Consider the following 24273-nt stretch of genomic DNA (forward strand, 5'->3'; position numbering starts at 1 on the left):
TTATAAATTTGATATATTTATTTATTAAAATAATTTATTCCTATAGAATTTCTAATTTCATCTAATGTATTAGAAGCTACTTCTCTTGCACTTTGACTTCCATTTTTTAATATTTCATATAAATAATCTCTATTTTTTTCAAACTCATTACGTCTTTCTCTAATAGGCTTAAGTTCTTCTTGTAATATTTCATTTAAATACTTCTTTATTTTTACGTCTCCTAATCCACCTCTTCTATAATGTTCTTTCATTTCATTTAATAATATCTTATTTTTACAGAAAATATCTAAATAAGTAAATACAACATTTTTCCTTCAATCTTTCCTTGATAAAGTATATTTTCAATACTAAAGAAATACTTTAGTTAATTCTAAAGTATTTCTAAATATTTATTTTCTTTTTTTTAGTACTAGATATAAACCAACACTTAAACTAATCATAATATAAATATATTGTTTTAGTGATGAATCATCTCCCGTTGATGGAAGTAATGAACCCTTATTTTCTTCATTTGAATTATCCTTTTCTGAATTATTTTCTCCTGGATTTTCTGTTTCTGGAGTAGAACCTGGATTCATATTTAAATCTTCTATTTTTGCTAGTTTTCCTTTTGCCTCTTCTAATAATCTAATTGCACTTTCTACTTCAATTTCATCAGTATTAATATTTTCCAAAACAACTTTTGCAACTTGAATAGCAGCTTTAAGTTCTTTTACAGATTCCTCTGTATATTTTGAAAGATCCATTTTCTCAATTTCAATAATTAATACTTCTAATTATTTTTTATTTGGAATTAATTTCAACGAATTCTTTGCTAATTTTAATTTACTTAAGGCTTCATCTACTTCATTTTGTGTAGCAGCCTCATTATTTAATATATTTATTGCGTTATCTAGTGCCTCCTTAAATTCTATAGCACTTGCGCTTGTATATTGAATTAAATCTAAATTCTCTACTTCTCTTACATAGTCTTGTAACTCACTTTTATTAACTTTTTCAAAGTCTATTACATTTTTAATTGCAACTCTTAAAGTATTTACTGCTTCATCAATTACTTGTTGTGTTGAATTTTTATCTTCGTTTACTTTAACTGCATTTTCTAAGGCATTATTAAATTCATCAACAATACTTTGATTAACCCCTTCTAATAATCCTTTTTCTATTACTTCATTAGCAGATGTAATTAGTTGAATTATACTTTCTTTATCGCTATCTATAACAAATGTAGCGCTAATCTCTAAGTCTTCTAATACAAATTTATAAACAAGTGTATTATCTTCGATTAAACTTGTTACATCCTTTCCATTTATAACTAATGATTCTATCTTATATCCATTTTCTTGAATTATATTAATTGTTAAATCTTTTCCTTTAATTATTTGATCATCTATTGCTGTCGTAGTAATTAATCCATGCTCTGGTTGATTTACTTTAATATTTACCATTTCTATTTTATCTTCTAAGATAATATCTATTTTAGAATCTTCAAATGGCATTATTAATTTAATAGTATAAACCCCATCAACAGCATTAGAAACTTTTACTTCTTCTCCATTAAATCTCACTGATGATAAAATCTTTCCTTCTTTGATGTTTTTAATTGTTAATATTACTTCTTCATATCCTGTAGCTTCATTCTTGCTTAGCTCAACATCAGCTTCTCCACCTTGAACTTCAGTTATAATTTTATGAGCCACTAATTCTCCAAATACAACAACAATCTTAGTATCAGATGTTAATTTATCTAATGTATATAATTTATTTATCTTATTAAAATCTACTGATACACCATTAATAAACACATATCTTACATCTCCATCAAAAGTTATTGTATAAGGTCTACCCTCATATCCATTTTCTTTGATTATATTTCCTTCACCAATTTGAGTTATATCTACATCTATTTTATTTCCAAATCTGAAGTAATCAACATTAGATACGTATGCCTTATCTGTTTCATTCTTAAAAACTAAATATACATCATGTAACCCAGCTTCAATATTCTTTAACAAATCACCTTCTTTAAGAACATAGGTACTCCAATCAGCACCTGTTACTGGAACATCTATTTTTGCAAACACTTCACTATCTATACTATCTATATGAACTTCAATATATCCGCCTGCATCTTTTTGTTGTGCTGAATAATAAAATTCTATAGAATTTTCATTTCCATCGAAGGCAATATCATTATATCTAGCCCAGGTGTCCTTCTTAACCCCACCTATATTATTTCCATCATTTACAATGCTTGAATGTGATGAACTGAAATCTTCTGCTTCTAATCGATCTTTAGCTATTTTTATAGAATTGATTCTTCTAATAGCACTACTTAATTCATTATACTGATTAACAATTTCATCATGAGTAGAATTTTCATTGTTAGCAACAGCTTCTGCATTTTTAATAGCATTATTTAATAAATCTTTAATAACTTGTATTAAATTGCTTTGATCTATTGTTTTTGCACTTATAATTAATTTATTTAATACATTTATATCGATTCCAGAAGTATCACCTTCTTGCCCTAATAATTCTACTTCTGATAAAGCTGTACCACCTACTAATTCTAATTTATATTTTATAAACGCAGATGTTTTTTCTTCTTGTAATTTAAATGGTCTTGTATATCGTCCCCATTCAAACTCTAAGTTACTTCTTTCATCAATAAGCTCCCATTCTTCCCCATCATAACTTCCACTTAATTTATATGCAATTGGAGCATCTCCATCTTTAGCTGATGTTAATGTAATCATACTTACTTTACTTGGCTTAGTGAAGTCATAAATAATTTCACTATTACCACTATTGTTTAATGTTACAAAAGTATTAGAATCATTATCAAAAAGCTTTGTGACATCTTCTATATTAGAATGAATACTATCAGAATGTACATTTTGAGATGGTTTTTCAATCTCCTGTACACTTTTTATAGTTAAATCTTCTAATGGATTTGGGATATCATCATTTTTAGTAATTGATGTAGGTAAAGAATCTTCACTAGAACACCAATTTTTATTAGGAGTACTTCCCATAGTAAATTCAATTGTTGCACCATTCGCAATGTCTGAGTGTTTTAAATAATTTTTAGTATAATCTTCTCCATTTAGTTTCATTGATTGAATATAGATATTTTCATTACTATTATTATTAGCTTTTACTGTAATACTTTTACCATTGTCTAAGTGAACTGTCATTTCTTCAAATAATGGTGAACCAATTGCATATTCATCATTCCCCATTGATACTGGATAAAAACCAAGTGCTGAGAATATATACCATGCACTCATTTCACCATTATCCTCATCTCCAATATATCCTTGCCCAAAATCACTTCCAACATATGCACGATCTAATATATCTCTTACATATTTTTGAGTTTTCCATGGCTCTCCAGCATAATTATACATATATGGAATATGATGAGACGGTTGATTTGAGTGTCCATATTGTCCTAGTTTAATCTCTCTCGCTTCCTTTTGTTCATGAATACCACCTATACTTTCTGTAGCTCCATACCCCCAATAATCTCCATTAGTTTCGAATATTGTATCAATTTTTTCAGCTAAGGCAGCTCTTCCTCCATATAAATTAGCTAAACCTTGAACATCTTGTGGTACAGAAACTGCCATATTGAATGCATTTGTTTCAGTGTAATCATCTCCCCAGAAGAACGGATTAAATTCATTATCTGAATATGACCACTCTCCATTTTCATCTTTTCCTCTCAACCATTTATCATTTACACTATCTCCAATAGAGCTAAATAGTTTAGAATAATTTAATGCTCTATTTAAATAATATTCAGCTTCATCTTCATTTCCTAATTTTTTAGCAAGTTGATATATTCCATAATCATTAATATATCCTTCAATTGACCATGAGAAGCCTTCATGTTGTAAATTATGTGCTGTATATCCTTCAAAAATTGATTTATTTAATTTAGCACGCCCACCATTTGTTAAGTTTTCAGAATCAACTGCAACAGCTGCATTTTTAATTGCTGATTCATAAGCACTTTCCCAATCAAATTCTATTCCTTTTGCAATAGCATCCCCAAATATAACATCTGAACTTGTACCAACCATTGAATTAGTACCACCTGGGGCTATCCATCTTGGCACATAGCCTTGATCAAGATAATGTTGAACTAAACCATTTAGTAGTTCAGTATCCTTTTCCGGTGTAAATAATGCATACGCTGCCCAAGCTGTTCTATAAGTATCCCAGAAACCATTATTATAATATAATGTTCCTTCTACTACCTCATGATCTCCATATGGTGATCTATATTTCCAATTTGGATTATCATTAGTTCCAGTGTTTTCTGATAATAAATTAGGATAAGCATTTAATCTATATAAATTAGAATATAATGTTGTTAATTGATCTTTACTTGCACCTTTGACTTCTATCATATCTAATGTATCGTCCCAAGTATTTTGTGCCTTAGTAAAAATAGAATCAAAATCATCATTATTAGTAATTTCTAGCTCAAGATTTTTCTTTGCTTGTTCTATACTTATGAATGAAGTGGCAAGATTCATTTCAACAACTTCGCTATTAAAGCTTACTATTCCTTGTTTAGTATTTTGTGTACTTGTATAGTATGGTTCTTCGGAAAATTCACCATAAATATACATAGTTTGCATACCATTACTATTATGATTGCTTGATGCTTCAAATGTCCCATCATCATTAAACTTTAATGTTCCATCTGCTCTTGTAGAATCAAATATTATATTTCTATTTTGGGAGTCTTTATCAAATGTGAATCTTGAAACTGCTCCATGTTCAGTTGGAGTAACTTCTATTTTAGAATTGCTTGCATTTGATCCCTCATTAAATTTTACTGAATAATAATGTGCTTTTGCAGTTTCATTTTCATGAGTAAATTCTGCCTGACGTGCTGATGCATTTATTTTATCTCCATTAGTTACTTTTGTAGCATCAATTGAAGTATTTATCATAAATTGCCATGTTCCACGATCTCCGACCCAATAAGATGGTTCATGAGAAATAGTTATATGTTTTAGTGTATTACCCTCTAATTGATAATTATAAATTTTGTTATCATTTGAATTAGTTGCTGGTACAAAGAAATTAAAGCCATGCGGCATTGTTACTGCTGGTGCCGTTAATCCACGGGAAAAACTTGGAGAATCATTTGTACCACGTAATATATTAACGTAGTCAGATTTATGTGTAAAAGTAATTGATTCTTCATTATAAATTTTTAAGTCGTCGATATAAGTTATAAATTTTGCATTATCTTCTTTTGGATTATCTTTATTATCATATGCAATTAAAATATTCTTAATTATTTTTCCATTTGCAACACTACCTATATTGCTTGATATATAGTTCCATTGATTTGTTGTTAGTATTTTACTGTCTCCCTGTGCTTGAGGATTTAACTTAGTGTCATACTGATCTATTGCATTTAAATCACTTAAAAAAGATCCATCACTAAATTCTACATCAACTGCAATATGCATTTGAGTATAATCATAATCATAATCTCTTTCATCAATCATACTTGGAAAAATGGTATAGCTTAAGCTTGTATCTTCACTTACTTTAATATCTAAATCCTTATAAATTACATTATAGGAATAAGCTCTTTCATTTCCTTCATGCACTCCTGCCACTTCAACTGCTTTTGTTCCAGTCCATCCTTTTCCTGAAGCTTGATTCCATGTTCCTGAAGGTCCCTTAGTAATAGTAGTTGTCATTTTATTAACTGTTTCTGCATCTTCTTTTGATATCCCTGATACATTATTACTTCCTTTTTTTTCATCAATAGTAGAAACTAAAAACTCCTTATCTGTTTCATTTTCTTCAAAAGATGTTTCAAATAGTATCTGTTGTTCAGATTTTGTGTTTGCATTTGTAGTTAAATCTTTAGCAAATACTGATGAATAATTAATAGTAGTAACAGCTAAAGTCATAGCTAAAAGAGTAGAAAGCAATTTTTTCCCCTTAATTCTCATTTCTCTTTTCCTTTCTAGATTAACTTTATTAAAATTATTTTTTTATTTTATAATTTTCAATATATTCTCATTTAAAATGCATATCATTTCTAAAATATTTAAGAAAATAAGCAGTAGATATGCTCATCTGCTAAACCACCTACTGCCTAAAACTACATACTTATACTTCCCCTCCAATTTACTTATATACTAAATTACTCTTTAAATTTATCTATTAATAACACGAATAGGATAATTAGCTGCAAAAGGAATTGCTCCTTACCAAAATATAAGTTAGAAATTTTGTAAGTTTTTTCCCATTTTTTTCTATATTCATTAATTATTATATCTGTATTTATTATGCACTTTTTTGTAGTTATTTTTAACTTCATATAATAATTAAATTGTAAAATAAATTTCTATTGATTATTTTCTAATTTAATGTTATTCTATTTAAGCAGTTGGTACGTAAGTGCTAATTATTCGAGGAGCTTGGGTTGTCTTTCGCCGGATACCAAGCTCCTCTCTATTTATAGTTTTTTATAGAAAGGATATATATGAATTTTATAGATTTAAAAATAAATACAAAATTAATTGACTTATTAAAGAATAATGGAATAATAAGTCCTACTAAAGTACAAGAAAAGGTTATTCCTAAAATTATTAACAAGAATGATTTAATAGTAAAATCTAAAACTGGTTCTGGTAAAACTTTATCTTTTTTATTACCTATTCTTCAAAAGATAAGCAATAATTCTAAAAATACAGAGGTTCTAATTTTATCTCCTACAAGAGAATTAGCTATTCAAATTACTGAGGAAGCTAATAAGTTTAACGTAAACAATCTAAGTATATTAGCTGCTTATGGTGGCAAAGATGTTGGATCTCAATTAAAAAAGCTTAATAATGGTATTCATATTATTATTGCTACTCCCGGAAGATTAATAGATCATTTAGAGAGAAAAAGCATAAATCTAAGCAAGTTAAATACAATTGTTATAGATGAAGCAGATCAAATGCTTTTAATGGGCTTTAGAAATGAAATAGAAAAAATAATGTCTTATGCTCCAAAAAAAGTTCAAACTCTTTGTTTCTCTGCAACAATGGATTCTAAAGTAAAAAAACTTGCTTATAGATATATGGATAATCCAGAAATTATAGATATTACAGAAAATGAAAAATCTGAAATTCCTAATATTAAACAAGAAGTAGTTAAAACTACTGACAGATGGAAGGTTGACGCCCTATGTAAAATCATAGAAGAAGATAATCCATTTATGGCTATAATTTTCTGTAGAACTAAGAGACGTGCTGATGAATTAGAAATTAAACTTTCAGCTAAAGGTATCAACGCTTCAAAAATACATAGTGATGTACCTCAGAATAAAAGAGAAAAAATTATGAAAGCTTTTAGAAATTGTGACATACAATTTTTAATAGCAACAGATGTTGCTTCAAGAGGTATTGATGTTACTGGGGTTACTCATATATATAATTATGATGCTCCTGAAAGTGTTGAAAGCTATATTCATAGAATAGGCAGAACAGCTCGTGCTGGAGATAGTGGATATACTTGTCTAATTACAGATCCTAAAAATTATAATCTTTTAGAAGAAATCGAAGAATACTTACAATTTAATATTCCTGAACGTGAAGTTAACTTCAGATAAAAATACAAGTATTTTTATAATGGATAATTGATAATGCATAATGCATAATTAAGGATATAAATCCCTAGGGATTTTTTTGAATAAAGAGTGCTTTGCACCTATTAAATTCAAAGTTTTACGTAGTAAAACATCCTCAATTATCCATTATAAATTATGCATTATCAATTTAAAAGATTGCTTACCAATCTTTTAATTAAGTTTCCATATATCCTTATTATATTCTTCTATAGTTCTATCTGAAGAGAAAAATCCAGCTTTACTAATATTAGCTAAAGCCTTTTTATTCCAAGACTTTCTATCTTCATAATCCTTAAAGACTTTTTCTTTAGTCTTTATATAATCTTCTAAATCTAATAATGTCATAAACCAGTCTTTATTAATTAATTCCTTTTGAAGTCTAGATAAATTTTCCTTATCTCCAATAGCTAACATTTCATCACTTACTATAAAATCAACTAGCTCTTTAATTTCTGGTTTTTCATAATATTTTTTTGAAATATAATCGAATTTCTTATAATGCTCTATAACTTCTTCACTTGACTCACCAAAAATATAAATATTGTCATCTCCAACTAATTCATGAATTTCAACATTTGCTCCATCTTCTGTTCCTAAAGTTACTGCACCATTTAACATAAACTTCATATTTCCAGTTCCTGAGGCTTCCTTAGAAGCTAATGAAATTTGTTCTGAAACATCGCAAGCTGGTATTAATTTAGATGCATTTGTTACATTATAATTTTCAACCATTACAACCTTTAAATATTTATTTACTTCTGGATCCTTATTAATTATTTCTTGTAAACATAATATAGTGTGAATTATGTCTTGAGCTATTACATAAGCTGGTGCTGCTTTTGCTCCAAATATCATTGTAATTGGGCTTTTAGGAATATTACCTTTCTTAATATCTAAATATTTATGGATTATATAAAGTACATTCATTTGTTGTCTCTTATATTCATGAAGTCTCTTAATTTGTATATCAAATATAGAGTTCTCATCAATCTCTATGTCTTGAGTTTCCTTTAAATATTTCTTTAAAGCTATCTTATTATGCTTTTTAATCTCCTCTAAACTTCTTAAAACTTCATCATTGTCTATATATTTTAATAAATCTTCTAACTTTGTTGCATCAGTTTTAAATTCATTACCTATTAATTCACTAATATAATTTGAAAGTTCATTATTGCAATGAATTAGCCATCTTCTAAAGGTTATACCATTAGTTTTATTATTAAACTTTTCTGGATAAATATCATAAAATGACTTAAGTTCTTCTCGTTTTAAAATTTCAGTATGAAGAGCAGCAACTCCATTTACACTAAATCCATAGTGAATATCCATATGAGCCATATGGACTCTACAATCTTTATCAATTATTTGTACTTTTTCATCAAAATATTTAGCCTTTACTCTATTATCTAATTCTCTTATTATTGGCATTAATTGAGGAACAACTCTATCTAAGTATTCCATTGGCCATTTTTCTAAAGCTTCTGCTAAAATAGTATGATTTGTATATGCGCATGTCTTAGTAACTATATCAATTGCTTCATCCATACCTATCCCTTTTTCACCTAGAAGTCTTATTAATTCAGGGATAATCATTGATGGATGTGTATCATTTATTTGTATTACTACATGTTCATATAACTTATGAATGTCATATTCATTTTCTTCAAATTCTAATAATATAAGCTGAGCTGCATTACTTACCATAAAGTATTGTTGATAAATTCTTAATAAATTTCCAGCTTTATCACTATCATCAGGATATAAGAATAAAGTCAAGTTTTTCTTTATTTCTTCCTTATTAAAGTTAATCCCTTCTTTTACTAATGATTCATCTATAGTATCTATATCAAATAAATGAAGTTTATTACAAGACTCCTTGTATCCAGTAACATCTATATCATAAAGAGTTGATGATACCTTAAATCCTCCAAATAACACTTCAAATTTTATATCTGTCTTATTTAACCAACTTTCACTAGTTATCCATGGATTCTTAACAGCCTTTTGCTTATTATCTTCAAATACTTGTTTAAATAGACCAAAATGATAATTTAGTCCAATTCCATCTCCACTTAATCCTAATGTTGCAATTGAATCTAAGAAACAAGCCGCAAGTCTTCCAAGACCTCCATTACCTAGAGATGGCTCTAATTCTATTTCTTCAATTTCCGCAAGATACTTTCCATTTTCTAATAATATATTTTTAACCTTATCATATAGCCCTAAATTAATTAAGTTATTAGATAATAACTTACCAATTAAAAATTCAGCAGAAATATAATAAAGTTTTTTCTTTCCCTTAGTATTACCTTTTTCTTTAATGGACTCTTTTGTTAACTCTAATAAAGCCAAATATATTTCTTCATTACTTGCTTCTTTTATTGTCTTTGCAAATCTCTCGTATAGAATTTTTGATAAATTTTCTTGTACCATCTTTCTATCCCACCCTTAAATAAATTCATTCATTATTAATATTATTATTTATTATTGCTATAAGTTACTAGCTTAATTAAATCCTTTTCAATTATAATAATACCAACTCTAAACAATAAAATTTGCAAGTTAATTCTTTTATTTGTATATTTATCATATTAAATTATAAAATAAAACATATATTATCTTATTTGCTCCGTCGCTTTGCCCCAAGTCGCCATAAAATAATATATGTTTTTATAATACTAAATGTAATAATTCCTCATACTTCGGAATTATATAATTGTCAAGGTATAAACTTCTTAATTTATATAAATCTCACTATTTTTAACCCAACTAACTACATATTTATATTTAGTTTTTAAATTGGGATCTATAAACTTAAATTCTCCCTTTATATCTTTTTCCTCCATATATAAATCAATATGAGAAAGTGCAATACCTATATCAATTTTATTCATTTTCTTTTTTCCATTACAATATATATGAAGACTTTCTTCACTTTTAACTATTCTCCAAGGCTGACTATTTAGTGAAGATGGAGCTAACCTTACCATTTCTAAAGCTTCACTATACTCATCTTTTTCCTTATTAAGAGGTGTATCAAAATCTTTATTATAAAATAAGTCTGAAAAATTTCTTCTGTTATTTCTATTTTCTTTAATAAAAGAAGCAATTAAAGATTTCTTACCTCCTTCATATCCAATTGGTGATACCACTGGCAATATCTCATTGTCTCTAAGATTAATAGTTTTTTCAAAATCACCCTTGCTAAATGTTCCACCAAGCCATACTGTAGCAAGACCTAATGATGTACAATATAAAATAGCCTTTTCAAAAGTATAACCAAGCGCTTCCAAAGCAAAGTCTTTATTTTCACATGCTGCTACTAGATAATATTTTGCTCCATTTATAACTCCATAAGTACCTAAACTTACTACGCCATCATATTTTTCTTTTTTTATCAATCTAATTCTTACGTTTACATTAAAAGGATTATCTAAATTACTTATGTATTCTTCTATATCATCTATAATTTCTTCAGATAAAAAATCCCCATTATAACTTCTCACAGAATATCTTTCAATTATAATATCCGTTATTGACTTAACATATAAATTACTCACCCTTATTATCTCTCCCCCTATAACTCTCAACTAATTACAATAATTCTCATTTAATTATATCATTTACAACTTAAAACATCCATTGTATATAGGTTAAAAGATTTTAACAATATATTGTGTAATTTATAGATTTATATTAATAGTAGCACTGATTGGAATAAGCGCCAATGCTACTATTAACAAAATTAATTTCTATTTATTTTTCTTTTTTAAAATAGAACCACCTACAACACAAGCCGTACTTAAAATAAATATAATAGAAGATCCTATTGGAGCACCTGTATTTGGTAGATTATTATTACCACCATTGTTATTGCCATTACTATTATTGGTATTGTTATCATTACTTAAAGCTACTAAACTATCTAAAGCAGATTCTATTATTTTTTCTGAATTTAATACTTCTTCTTCAGTAGAATTTTCATCTTCAACAACAGACTTTGCTAAAATTAATTGTGATTCTAAATTACTCCAGCTTTCTTTAGTATAATTAGAACTATTTAAGCTTTCAGATTTATTTATTAAATCTTTAAGCTTATCCTTACTTGGTTTTAATCTTAAATTTAATAATGATTTAACAAGAGCTTCATAAGTTGATGATACTTCTTTTTCAAGCGCATTATCATCAGCTATTACGCTCTTTGCAGTTACTAAAACCGTATTAAGTTTATCCCAAGTTTCAGCAATGTATTCTTTTGAGTCTAATGTTTCAATTTTTTCAACTAGTGATATTAAATTACTCTTATTCCCTTTAATAAATGACAACATTTGCATTGCTTCACTTAATCTATTGAATGATTTATTAATTTCTTCTTGGGTTGAAGTATCATTAAATAATATAGCTTGAGCCTCTATAAGAGAAGATTTAAATTCTTTAACTACTGCAGGAACAATATTAATTAATTCATCTTCAGTTATTTTCAAAGCTTCTTCTACTGCAATTACTAAATGTTTTTTAAATACATTTATTGGTGCCTTTATTAAAGCATCTATAGCTTCATCCAATAATACCTTAGCATTATCAACTTCTTCTTGAGTAGCTGATTCATTAGATAATACTAGATTTACTGTCTTTAAAACATCTATTAAATTGGCCCAACTTTCACTAGTATAATCACTTTCAACTAAAGTACTAACACTGTCAACTACCTCTTCTAATTCTGATTTATTAACTTCTGATGATATATTAGTTAAATATTCTCTAGCAAAGCTATTTATACCATTACGCATTCTTTCAACTTCTTCAATAACTAACTTACGATCAGCTTCACTAGCATCAACTGCAGATCCATATCCATTTCCTCCTTTATTAGGCCTCTCTAATGATTTTACTAAATCTTCAATAACATCGCTTAATTCTGGAGAAACTTCCATAAGATATTTTGCTTTATTAATATCTCTAATACCTTCTTTTAACATTTCATATCTTGGTGTAGAGTAGAATACTCCTGAAGAAGTATCATCTTTCTCTACAGGATATATATACCACGGATCACCAGGCTCCCAATATTTATACGATACATTTGTTAATGGATCTTCTACCCAATTATCCCATGACCAACGCATAAATCCATCAGTATTTTGAGCTAAAGAGTACCACATAGTCCAAGCACTTTCAGCTGTATCACTAATTGTAAAGCTATTTGGATAATCTCCAGTGCAAGTATAAATTGTAGTTAATAAACCTAATTCTTTTCTATGAGCAGACATTTTTTTCATATCATCAGAATTATCATTAATATGTGATAAACCTATAGATATATCATCAATTCTATCTAAGAAAGAATAGTCGTTTCCACTTTGATAATTCATCGCTGAAGATATTTTAAAATGTTCTCCATCAGAATTTGTAATACTTTCAATTAGGTTTACACTGGCCATTAAATCATTCATACCTCTCTCATCCATAGAAATATATGTTATGTCGAACCATCCTTTTTCTTCTAAATGACTCATAAAATCAGTTAAAAATTCAGTCCAAGTATCATTCCAAAGATCACTACCAGGTGTTGGGTTAATAGATTCAGTTTTATTTGTTGCTTCATTGAAGTACTGAATTTTATTATTCCATGGAACTATACTATAACATTTAATTTGTCCAAAGTTTGTTTCAGGATCTAATATTCCTAATTCAATATTCAAATTAACCCAAGCATCAAAATGCGTATAATCAAAAGTAAAGCCTCCATCATCATTTTTTTTCCACTTAACCATTGACGGATCACTGTCGTATGATTGATGATTCCAAGCCTCTTCGACTATATTAGCTATAACACCTCTACCACCCATATCACGATATTCTTCAAGGCTTCCTCTTAAGTATTTAAAGTGGTTTTCTGTAAATAAATCCTCTTCGCTTACTCCATAGTATCTTGCAACCGAATATGGATGTTGCCAAATTTCAATTTGTGTATTACTTTCTTGTGGTAATGGTTGTACAAGATTTAAAACTTCAAATGAGTAATTAAAAACATGTGGTGTTTCTAATTCATCAGCACTAACAGTTATTTTACCATTATATACACCAGGTTTTGCATCTCTAGGAATAGCTATATTGATCCAAGCAGATTGAACTTTACTAGCTTCAATATTAATTTCTCCACCTTTATGAATAATATCAGGAAATAGCTCAACTGGAGCAGATGAATTACCACGTCCAATGTTAGCTAAAGTTTCTTTTAACCAAGAAATTTCTACATTATCAGAAGAAATTATATTTCCGTTTTCGTTTACAAAATTACTGGAAGATATAGTAACATTATTTACTTTATCCGCTTTTGTCCAAGTAACTATTTTAGAGTTCAATTCATCACCAATCCAAGCAGTATCGCTCCATGTTGTTGAATTTAACTTTTTAATATCATTGTAATTCTTTTGAAGGTAATGAAAATCAGTAGAACCTATAGAAGCACCTAAAATTGATCCTGTTGGAGATACAGTTAAAGGAATACTAGTAGATATATTAGTACCTTTAACTGTAGCAATAACATTAGTCTTCCCTTCATTTAAAGCTGTAATTTCACCCTTTTCATTAATAGTAGCAATTTTTTCATCAGCAATTGAATAATAAATTGATTTTTGTGTAGCGTAATTAGGGACAACAGTTGCATTTACTGTTTCAGACATTCCCTTTTCAATTTGAAGTTTGTCAGTGTCCATAGTTATTCCTGTCGCAGATATTTGCTTATGGTATACTTTAGCAAAATCTATTTCACCATTATAGCTTGTAGAAGAAGGATTTTTCCTCATAGTTACGTTTAATGTTAAAGTATGTTCTCCATCACTTAAACCATCTTTTTCATATATTTTTTGTTGAACTATTCTTGTTGCATTATATGCATCGGCATCTTCAGGTTCAGAACCATCAATAGAAATCTCGTATATTGCTGCTGTCGGTTCTTTAACACCATATAATTCAACCTTATTTCCATAAAATTTTAATGTATAGCTAGGTTGAAAACTTGATGTTGCTAAAGTCCAGAATTCATCTTCATTATAGAAAGAACTAACACCAGTAGATTCATTCCATCCACTAGAGTATTTAAAATTAAATATATCTTCACCAATTGTATGATCATTAACAATTGTTACGTATTCCTTATCTGGATTTACAGTCTCCATTGAATATACCTTAGCAAAGTCAATTTGATCCCCCAAAACTCTACTACTATCAGCCATAGCATTTCTTTTATCATAATCATCAATAATAGTTACTACTTCTTCCTTTTCATTTGTAATATTAACATTTTCAGCTTTGACTGAAATAGAGAAATTTGAAAACAAAGAAAATAGTATAAAAAAGCATACTAATCTAGATGTCAAAGCTTTAAAGTTACCTTTAGATAACCTCATAAATATACCTCCAAATTCTATTATTTATTAAGTATTACATCAAATATTTCCAATTCTTCAATACCCTCCTTTTTTTCTTTAGAATTTATAGTAATACTACTAATAATATAATATCATGGAAATTTAAGTAATAAAAGTAAGTATATTGAATAAACTGTGGAAGAGAATAAAATGATTTACTAACATTGATTATAAATTATTGCATTATCCATATCTTTATCTCTTTTTTAAATATCTATATCATTTATTTATACAGTTTTTAATAAAAAAAACCACATCTCATTATAAGATGTGGCTGCTTTCTAATATTGATACTTAATATTTTAAGTAGTTTGTGTTTTCTGGTACTCCTGATACATTTTCATTTCTATTTAAAGAATCTATTTTTAACATATCCTCTTTAGATATTTCAAAGTCAAATATATTAAAGTTTTCTTTAATTCTACCTTCATTGGATGACTTTGGTATAGGAATAATTCCATTTTGTATATGCCATCTTAAAGTTATTTGAGGAATTGTTTTATTATATTTCTTTGATAATTCAATCATTATAGGCTCAGTTAAAACTCTTCCCCTCATAATAGGACTCCATGCTACTAATTGAATATTATTTTCTTTGCAATATTCTACCATGTCTTTTTGAGTACATCCTGGATGTATTTCTATTTGGTTTGTCATTGGCATTATTTTAGCTGTTTTCTTTAATTCTTCTAAATGACCTACTTTAAAATTACATACACCAATAGCTTTAACTTTTCCTTCAGTATAAAGATCTTCTAATGCTCTCCATGTATCAGCATTTAATTCATTTGTCCAGTGTATTAAATATAAATCTAAATAATCTACTCCCAATTTTTTAGTAGATTCTTTAAAAGCATTCATAGCTTTTTCATAACCATGACAATCATTCCATAACTTAGTTGCTAAAAATATGTCTTCTCTTTTCACATTACTTTCTTTAATAGCTATTCCTACAGCCTCTTCAGTTCCATAAAATGCTGCTGTATCTATATGTCTATATCCTACTTCTAAAGCATGTTTTAAAGTACTTACTGCTTTTTCATTTTCTCCAAGCTTATAGGTACCAAAACCTATTGATGGTATTTTTACTCCATTTGCTAATAAATTGAACTCTTTTTTCATATTTTTCACTCCCATTTATAATTATTTTTTTATTTCTCTTACTCCTTTTTCATTAACTACTAATGCTTTTGTAGCTATATTATAAAATAAAGATGTATCTATAACTCCTGATATTTCATTAAGAGTTTTATCTAAATTCTCAATACTTTCTACTTTATTCTTATCAAAAATTACATCCATTAAGAACATCCCATGATCACTTAAAACTAATCCATCCTTTGAATTACTGCTTCGCATTGATACATCTCCACCTAAAGACTCTACTACTTTTTTAACATAACTCATACTTTCAGGTATTACCTCTAATACTACTGGATATTTAAAATCTATTTTTTCTACTACCTTACTTTCATCTACAAGTAAAATATATTCATTAGACATCTTAGCTATAATCTTTTCTTTAGTATGAATTCCTCCACCACTTTTTAAAGCATTTAAATCATAATCAACTTCATCACAACCATCAAATGCAATATCTATAGAACTTACAGAACAAGTTGGAAGAACTTCTATCCCATTCTTTATACAAATATTTTCAGTACTAAAAGATGGGGTTACTACCTTAACTTTTATCTGCTCTTCTTTTATATAATGCACTAGATGAGAAATAGTACTTCCAGCACCTAATCCTATAATACTATTGTCTTTTATATATTTTAAAGCTTCTTTTGCACATCTTTTCTTCATAATCCCCATCCTTTCTATATCTTATCATCTGCTATTGATTGTTCATGTCTACTTAAATTTTTATATGTATGCTCTTTTCCTAATGTTAAGAAAAGAAATAATACTTCTATAACGGTCATAGCAGATATCCTTGAAAAGTAATACTCATCTAAAAATAACTTTTCTCTAGTTGCAGTTTTAATATGATATTTACAAGCTTTTGCTAAAGGTGAGTTTTCACTATTGGTTATAGCTATAGTTATTGCTGATCTTTCATTTGCTATTTCTGCTATAGTAATAAGCCTTTTAGATGCTCCAGAATTAGATATTATTATAACAACATCTTCATCTGAAATATTATATGTATACGCAATCTGTGTTTCCCAAATTATATTAGCAACAGATGCAATACCTATTTGATTAAATTTATATGTTCCATCCATAGCTACAGGTATTGTATTACCAACTGCAGAAAATTGCACAGTTCTTGCATTACTTAACAAACTTAATATTTCTTTAAATTCTTTTTCATTAATTCCAGAAATAGTTTGTTTTAATTCATCTATTTTATTTAATAATATATTTTGAAGAGACTGCTTTATATTATTTTCACCTATCTCTCCTGAAAGTGATAAAATTTCTTTTTGTGATTCTACTAATTCCTTTGCAAGAGTAATTTTAAAGTGATGAAATCCTTTCATATTGCACCTTTTGCAGAATCGAGATACAGTTGCTTCGCTTGTTCCAGCTTTTTCTGCCAATTCTGAAATTGTCATTTCTACTGCCTTTTTAGGATTATTTAAAATGTAATTAGCAATTTTCTTCTCAGCATCAAAAAAACTTTCATATTCAGCAAAAATTCCATCAATTACTGATTTATTATTTTTCATAAACTTTACTCCTTACAATGATATTTATTCTTAAGATAAGTATATCAATATAATGTAAGATTGTAAAATAAAATTTCTTGTGATTTATTCACAAGAAATTTTTTTTCTTATTCTTTAGGAAATTATAAGGAGGTTCCCCTGTGAATAACCTTTTATAATTTCCTTCCTTTATTTCTGAAGTTCTTCTATTAATTTTGAAATGATTTGGAGCTTACAACTGAATAAGTAAAATTGTGTATAAGCACTTTTTTACTAGAGATAAAGAAAAGCTATGACTTAATAAAATGTCATAGCCTTAAATTTATTAAAAAGTACTTTGGTAACGCTAGAAAAATCTATTACGCCCTTAGTACTAATAATAACACAATATTTAACTTCTAATTAGCTTAACTTCTTTATTTATCAAGCATAAAGCTTTTTCTTTTATTCCTTCTAAAGCATAATTATCATCATTTTTTTGTACTAATATCTTTGTACTTATTCTAAATTCTTTATTATATCGATTTATAATTTTATTCTTTATATTATATCTAAAACTACTTCCACCTAAAACAACCACACTTGGATTAATTATCGCTGCTATTGTTTTAACAGTATTTATAATTAAACCACAATACTCATAATCATCTAAATCATTAAGCATCTTTACATTTAAATAAGTATTTTCAATTGGGATAAATCCAATTTCTCCTGCATATCCATTATCACCTTTTATAACATTTCCATTTACTATTATTCCAGCTCCTACTCCTAACGAAGAAAAACTTATATAAACAAGGCTTATTGATTCACAATTGTTTTTTTCTATATACTCATTATAAAAGGCTATTGCAGCAGAATTTATATCATTTTCTAATAATATTGGAATATGGAATCTTTCTTCAATTTGTTTTTTTATTAATATTTCTTTCCATTCTTCCATTCTGATTCCAGATAAGTATCCATCATTAGTTACAACTCCCGGAACACTAATACCAATACCTTCTATATTATGATGAACTTGAGATAAATTTTCTATTAATTCTATAACTATATCAGTATCCTCTAATGAATTTATTACTTTACTATCTTCTTCTAAAACTTCGCCTAAAGCATTTACAACTCTATAGATTATCTTATTTTCTTCAATTGAAATAGCTATTAAATATCTTTTATTAGAATTTATTTCATACCTTTCAGCTCTTCTTCCTCCACTGGATTCTCCAACTCCTATAGATACTATTTCATTCATATTTAATAATTCATTGAGAATAGATCTTACAGTAGTATGACTTAAACCAGTATCATCTGCAATTTCTCCCCTAGTTACATTACCTCTAGATTTTATTGAATTAATTATTAACGAAGTATTCACATTTTTTAGTTCTTTTGGTTTTCCTGCAATTTTCCTCATTATTAAAGTCCTAACTCTTTTAAAATATCACTAGGTCTCTTAAACTCGAAATCAGCCTCTATCCCATCTAAATTATCAGCTCCCCAAAGAGCTATTCCAAAATCCATTCCTGCAGCTTTAGTTGCTTTAAAATCAAATATTGTATCGCCAATATACATACAATGCACAGGACTAATATTTAATATTTGAGATACTTTTAATAATGGATCAGGATATGGCTTATGTTTTTTTGTATCCTCCGCTAAAACCTTGCATTTAATATATTTATTTAATCCAGTAGGTCCAAAGTCTATTTCATACTGATTTTTCATTTTAGAACTTGCTATTGCACATATAATTCCTTTTGAGTCTAATATTTTTATAACTTCAGAAATTTCATCATATAACACAGCACCTTCTTCAAAGTCATTTACATACTCCACCCATTTGCTATAAGATTTATCTATATCCTTGAATCCTAGTTCCTCTATAGTTCTTTTTCCAGCATAGGCTTTATATTTAAGTAAATTTTCATACTGTATTTCTAATCCAAGTTCCTCTTTGATTAATCTTTGTAACGGAACAAGATTCATTCTTTCTGTATTTAAAATTGTTCCATCTATATCAAAAATTATACACTTGTACCTTCCCATCTATTCTCTCCTATACCTTTCATATTAACTTTTGAAAGTTTCTTTCAAAAGTATATTACCATATATTTATAAAATATTCAATGAAAAAATCATATATTAATATTGCTAAAGCAAAAAGTCCTAACTATTTAAGCTAGGACTCTTCAAAAAAACTTATAGTAGTTCTCCATATCTATTTATAAATCTTTTCTTTAAAACTGTCACTAAAGACATATACAAAATAATAATTATAATTAAACATACAAAATATATAAAAGGCATTGCAACCATTTCTAAAGCACTACCAAATCTAGTATATGGTATAATTGTTCCTACTATTATTCCTAAAGTAGTTAATGAAGTTAGTTGCCATGATGCTCTACTATTAATAAATGGTATTTCTGGTGTTCTAATCATATGAATTACAAGAGTTTGTGACCATAATGATTCAACAAACCATCCTGCATGGAAAAGTCCTATGAATCCAAGTTGTTGTATTTCATTTAAGCTATTAAATTGTCCTCCAAATACAAATGGACAAATAAAGAAATACATTATTATAAATGTTATAACATCAAATAACGAACTAGTAGGGCCCATCCAGAACATAAATTTACTTATAGATCTTGCATCCCACTTACGTGGTGCTTTTAAATACTCTTCATCAACATTATCCCATGGAATTGTTATACATGAAATATCATAAATTAAATTTAACATTAATAATTGAATTGGTAGCATTGGTATAAATGGTAGGAATATGCTTGCTATTAGTACAGAAAATATATTCCCAAAGTTTGAACTAGCTGTCATTTTAATATATTTAATTATATTAGCATAAATCTTTCTTCCTTCAATTACACCATCTTCTAATACCATTAGATCTTTTTCTAATAAAATTATATTTGCTGACTCTTTTGCAATATCAACAGCTGTGTCTACTGATATTCCAACATCAGCTTCACTCATTGCAGCTGCATCATTTATCCCATCTCCCATAAATCCAACTGTATGTCCATTCGCTCTAAGAGCTGAAACAACTTTAGTCTTTTGGGATGGTGAAAGCTTAGCAAATACATTAGTTTCTTCAACAGCTTCTCTTAATAATTCATTATCCATTTCTTCTATATCTGAACCTAATAATAAATTATTTACTTTAATTCCAACCTGTTTACAAACGGCTGCTGTAACTTTATCATTATCACCAGTTAGAATTTTTACATTAACACCATAATCTTTTAATGCATTAATTGCTCTAGCAGTACTTTCCTTTGGTGGATCTAAAAAGGCTAAAAAGCCCATTAGAACCATATCTTTTTCATCCTTAGTTGAAAGTTCATTTGCCATTGGTGGATTATTCTTTTGAGATATACCTAATATTCTCATTCCTTGACTGTTATAGTATGAAACTCTGCATAAAATTTCTTTTCTAATTTCTTCTGTAATAGCTTTAATTTCGCCTTTATACTCTACATGCGTAGATACTTCTAACATTTCTTCAATAGCGCCCTTAGTAATTAGTTGAGTTTTTCCATCCTTGCTTTGGACTACAACACTCATACGACGACGACTAAAATCAAAAGGAATTTCATCAACCTTCTTATAGTCTCTCCATAACTCTAGCATATCACTTTCATTAGCATGATTTATTATTGCTATATCCATTAAATTTTTAAGTCCTGTTTGATGATAGCTATTAAGGAAAGCATGTCTTAATACCCTATTATCTTCTTCACCATGAATATTCAATGAGTATTCTAAAACTACCTTATCTTGAGTAATTGTTCCAGTTTTATCTGTGCAAAGAACATCCATAGCACCAAAGTTTTGTATTGCACTTAAATCTTTAACTATTACCTTTTTCTTTGACATTGATACTGCCCCTTTAGCAAGGTTTGCAGAAACTATCATTGGTAACATTTCTGGAGTCAATCCTACTGCTACTGATACAGCAAATAAAAATGCTTCCATCCAGTCACCCTTAGTAAATCCATTCATAAATAGAACTACTGGAACCATAACTAGCATAAGTCTAATTAGTACCCAAGAAACTGAATTTACTCCCTTTTCAAAACTAGTATCATCTTTTTTATTTGATAAATCCTTTGCTATACCACCAAATATTGTATTATCACCGACATTAATTACAATGGCTATTGCTGAACCACTAATAACATTACTTCCCATAAAAGCTAGATTATCTATATCTAGTGGATTTTTACAATCAGTTAATAATGGATCAGATACCTTTTCTACAGATTCACTTTCACCAGTTAGAGATGATTGACTTATAAACAAGTCTCTAGATTTCAATATTCTAACATCAGCTGGTATCATATCTCCTGCTGCTAGATTAATTATATCTCCTACTACTATTTCATTTATTGGAATTTCTTTTACACCTTCAATCTTTCTAGATACACTAATTGTAGTTTCTACCATTTCTCCTAACTTTTCAGCTGCTTTATTAGACTTTGTTTCTTGAACAAATCGTAGTACCCCACTAACTAGAACCATTGAAGTTACTATAATAACTGAAGTTCCATCCTTTTTACCAGGCTCAGCCATTATTATATCTGTAGCAAAAGATATTATTGCTAATATTAATAAAATTATTGTAAAGGGATTTATAAAGGCTTCTACTAATCTTTTTAATATTGAATCACCTTTTTTATGAGTAATTTCATTTTTACCATACTCATCCCTCATTAACTCTACTTTACTTTCTTCATAGCCTTCATAGCTTGTATTATATTTTTTTAAAATATCTTTTTCTTTTAATTTTGAAGCTACAATTAAGTTATTATCTACTCCATTCTTTCTTACTTCTTCTGTAATTACTCTTTTAAATAATCTCTTTTTCATGGTCTTACCTCCTAATATTTAATAAATCTAGATGTAAGACATAGATCCTAAAGAAGTATTATAATAAATATTTAATTTTAAATTGTGAGAGGAATAGAGTCCTCCCTAATAAATAATCTTATAATTTGCCCTAAAGGATCTATAATCTTACTACTCTCCTCATCCATTCCTCTTCACCTCCTAAAATCAAATTTTATAAAATGGATATTTGAGAATAAAAAAACCTTACCACATGTAAATGGTAAGGTGAGTAAACTAATAAATATATTATAAAAAATAATATAAATAAAAAAGTTTTCGCAAAATATAAAGTAATTTACTTACTTTATCATCGTTCAAGCTTCAGTATCACAAGGCGATGAAATTGCATTAGTCTATGCCTTGGTTTCGACATAAACTGCTGACCTTCTCATAGTGTCTCCACTATTTTGCGGCAGCAACCCTTATCCTTGTGGTAACCTCACCTACCGAAATATTTAATTCTTATTACTCTTACATCATATGAAGAATATTTATAATTGTCAAGCTTTTTATAAATTTAACACAATATTGTTATACGCATTTAAAAATGTTAAAATAATCCTTAATAACAACTTTATATTTTATTTTGAATATTATATATTATTTTATTTTAAGGTGTGATGATATATGAATAAGAAAAAAGCTATGTTAATATCTACAAGTGTTTTAGGTACACTATCTATTGGTGCTTTAAGTCTTATCGGAAATTATTTCTATAACTTAGCACTTAATCCTAAGACTTCAAAGGATTCTATTTTTGGTAGTAAAGAAGAAGCAAAATCTACTAGTGGTGAAGTCGTTAACAAAACATTAGTTTGGCTACTTAATAAATCTAATTATTCTAACGTATATATTAAATCTTTCGATAACTTAACAATGCATGGATATAAAATTCTAAATGAAAATTCTAGTAATAAATGGGTAATAACAGTTCATGGTTATACAAGTAAAGGTCTTTATATGAGTAACTACGCTAAAAGATTTTATGATATGGGATATAGTATATTAATTCCTGATTTAAGAGGCCATGGTGAAAGTGAAGGAAACTACATTGGCATGGGTTGGTACGATAGACTTGATATTTTGAAATGGATAGATTTAATTCTTAATGAAAATGAAAATTCTAAAATTATTCTTCATGGTGTGTCCATGGGCGCTGCTACAGTATCTATGACTTCTGGTGAAGAACTTCCAAGCAACATAAAAGCAATTATTTCTGATTGTGGTTATACTTCTGTTTGGGAACAATTCTCTCATCAATTAAAATCAATGTATTCATTACCTAATTTTCCTATAATGAATGCTTCTTCTGCTATTGCAAGATTTAAAGCTGGTTATGGTTTAAAAGAAGCTTCTGCTTTAAAACAAGTAGCAAAATCTAAAACTCCTATATTATTTATTCATGGAGATGAAGATGACTTTGTTCCTTACAAAATGATGGATGAACTTTATGATGCTACAAGTTCTGACAAAGAGAGATTAACAGTAAAAGGTGCTGGACATGCTAAATCATCAAAGGTAGATCCATATCTATATTGGTCAACTATAGAAAATTTTATAAATAAATATATTTAAATTTTTTAAATATCATATCTAGGTTCCGTCGCTTCGC

14 protein-coding genes and 1 riboswitch are annotated in these 24273 nt (G+C 28.0%); of the genes, 2 read left to right on the forward strand and 12 right to left on the reverse strand.

The window, feature by feature from the left end:
• Nucleotides 1–17: 17 nt before the first annotated feature.
• From ACQPUY_RS02575 to ACQPUY_RS02585, 3 genes are all read right to left on the reverse strand, one after another.
• Nucleotides 18–251, reverse strand: coding sequence for a hypothetical protein (locus ACQPUY_RS02575; RefSeq protein ID WP_430839352.1), 234 nt, complete (start codon nt 249–251; stop codon nt 18–20).
• A gap of 138 nt (nt 252–389) precedes the next feature.
• Nucleotides 390–746, reverse strand: coding sequence for an LPXTG cell wall anchor domain-containing protein (locus tag ACQPUY_RS02580; protein ID WP_430839353.1), 357 nt, complete (start codon nt 744–746; stop codon nt 390–392).
• 30 nt (nt 747–776) lie between these two features.
• Entirely contained in the window at nt 777–5993 is a 5217-nt protein-coding gene (locus ACQPUY_RS02585) for a GH92 family glycosyl hydrolase (protein ID WP_430839354.1), read from the reverse strand.
• Nucleotides 5994–6529: 536 nt separating this feature from the next.
• On the opposite strand from ACQPUY_RS02585, the gene ACQPUY_RS02590 reads away from it, so the two are divergent.
• Nucleotides 6530–7642 (forward strand): DEAD/DEAH box helicase, encoded by a 1113-nt coding sequence (locus ACQPUY_RS02590; RefSeq protein ID WP_430839355.1) that lies wholly within the window; start codon nt 6530–6532, stop codon nt 7640–7642.
• 189 nt (nt 7643–7831) lie between these two features.
• Here the strand turns inward: ACQPUY_RS02590 and ACQPUY_RS02595 are convergent, their stop codons facing one another.
• The 9 genes from ACQPUY_RS02595 to mgtA all read right to left on the reverse strand — a co-directional run bounded on the left by ACQPUY_RS02595 (nt 7832) and on the right by mgtA (nt 22640).
• Nucleotides 7832–10093 carry a glycogen/starch/alpha-glucan phosphorylase gene (locus ACQPUY_RS02595; RefSeq protein ID WP_430839356.1) on the reverse strand — a complete coding sequence of 754 codons (2262 nt, stop codon included), beginning with the start codon at nt 10091–10093 and terminating at the stop codon, nt 7832–7834.
• Between the two features lie 302 nt (nt 10094–10395).
• The gene (locus ACQPUY_RS02600; protein ID WP_430839357.1) at nt 10396–11220 is read right to left on the reverse strand and encodes a nitroreductase family protein; all 825 of its coding nucleotides are present in this window, start codon (nt 11218–11220) and stop codon (nt 10396–10398) included.
• Between the two features lie 192 nt (nt 11221–11412).
• On the reverse strand, nt 11413–15072 hold the full coding sequence (locus tag ACQPUY_RS02605; RefSeq protein ID WP_430839358.1) for a glycoside hydrolase domain-containing protein: 3660 nt from the start codon (nt 15070–15072) through the stop codon (nt 11413–11415).
• A gap of 315 nt (nt 15073–15387) precedes the next feature.
• Complete coding sequence (locus ACQPUY_RS02610; protein ID WP_430839359.1) at nt 15388–16215, reverse strand: aldo/keto reductase; 828 nt, start codon at nt 16213–16215, stop codon at nt 15388–15390.
• 21 nt (nt 16216–16236) lie between these two features.
• The gene (gene rpiA, locus ACQPUY_RS02615; protein ID WP_430839360.1) at nt 16237–16911 is read right to left on the reverse strand and encodes a ribose 5-phosphate isomerase A; all 675 of its coding nucleotides are present in this window, start codon (nt 16909–16911) and stop codon (nt 16237–16239) included.
• A gap of 5 nt (nt 16912–16916) precedes the next feature.
• Nucleotides 16917–17771 carry a MurR/RpiR family transcriptional regulator gene (locus ACQPUY_RS02620; RefSeq protein ID WP_430839361.1) on the reverse strand — a complete coding sequence of 285 codons (855 nt, stop codon included), beginning with the start codon at nt 17769–17771 and terminating at the stop codon, nt 16917–16919.
• 370 nt (nt 17772–18141) lie between these two features.
• Nucleotides 18142–19125 (reverse strand): ROK family protein, encoded by a 984-nt coding sequence (locus ACQPUY_RS02625; protein ID WP_430839362.1) that lies wholly within the window; start codon nt 19123–19125, stop codon nt 18142–18144.
• A gap of 41 nt (nt 19126–19166) precedes the next feature.
• The gene (locus ACQPUY_RS02630) at nt 19167–19796 is read right to left on the reverse strand and encodes an HAD family hydrolase (protein WP_430839363.1); all 630 of its coding nucleotides are present in this window, start codon (nt 19794–19796) and stop codon (nt 19167–19169) included.
• A 153-nt stretch (nt 19797–19949) separates the two neighbouring features.
• On the reverse strand, nt 19950–22640 hold the full coding sequence (mgtA, locus tag ACQPUY_RS02635; RefSeq protein WP_430839364.1) for a magnesium-translocating P-type ATPase: 2691 nt from the start codon (nt 22638–22640) through the stop codon (nt 19950–19952).
• Nucleotides 22641–22960: 320 nt separating this feature from the next.
• Nucleotides 22961–23119: riboswitch (M-box (ykoK) riboswitch) on the reverse strand.
• A gap of 169 nt (nt 23120–23288) precedes the next feature.
• On the opposite strand from mgtA, the gene ACQPUY_RS02640 reads away from it, so the two are divergent.
• Nucleotides 23289–24236 carry an alpha/beta hydrolase gene (locus tag ACQPUY_RS02640; RefSeq protein ID WP_430839365.1) on the forward strand — a complete coding sequence of 316 codons (948 nt, stop codon included), beginning with the start codon at nt 23289–23291 and terminating at the stop codon, nt 24234–24236.
• Nucleotides 24237–24273 lie beyond the last annotated feature (37 nt).

The sequence above is a fragment of the Clostridium nigeriense genome (genome assembly GCF_050585245.1).
GTDB lineage: Bacteria > Bacillota > Clostridia > Clostridiales > Clostridiaceae > Clostridium > Clostridium nigeriense_A.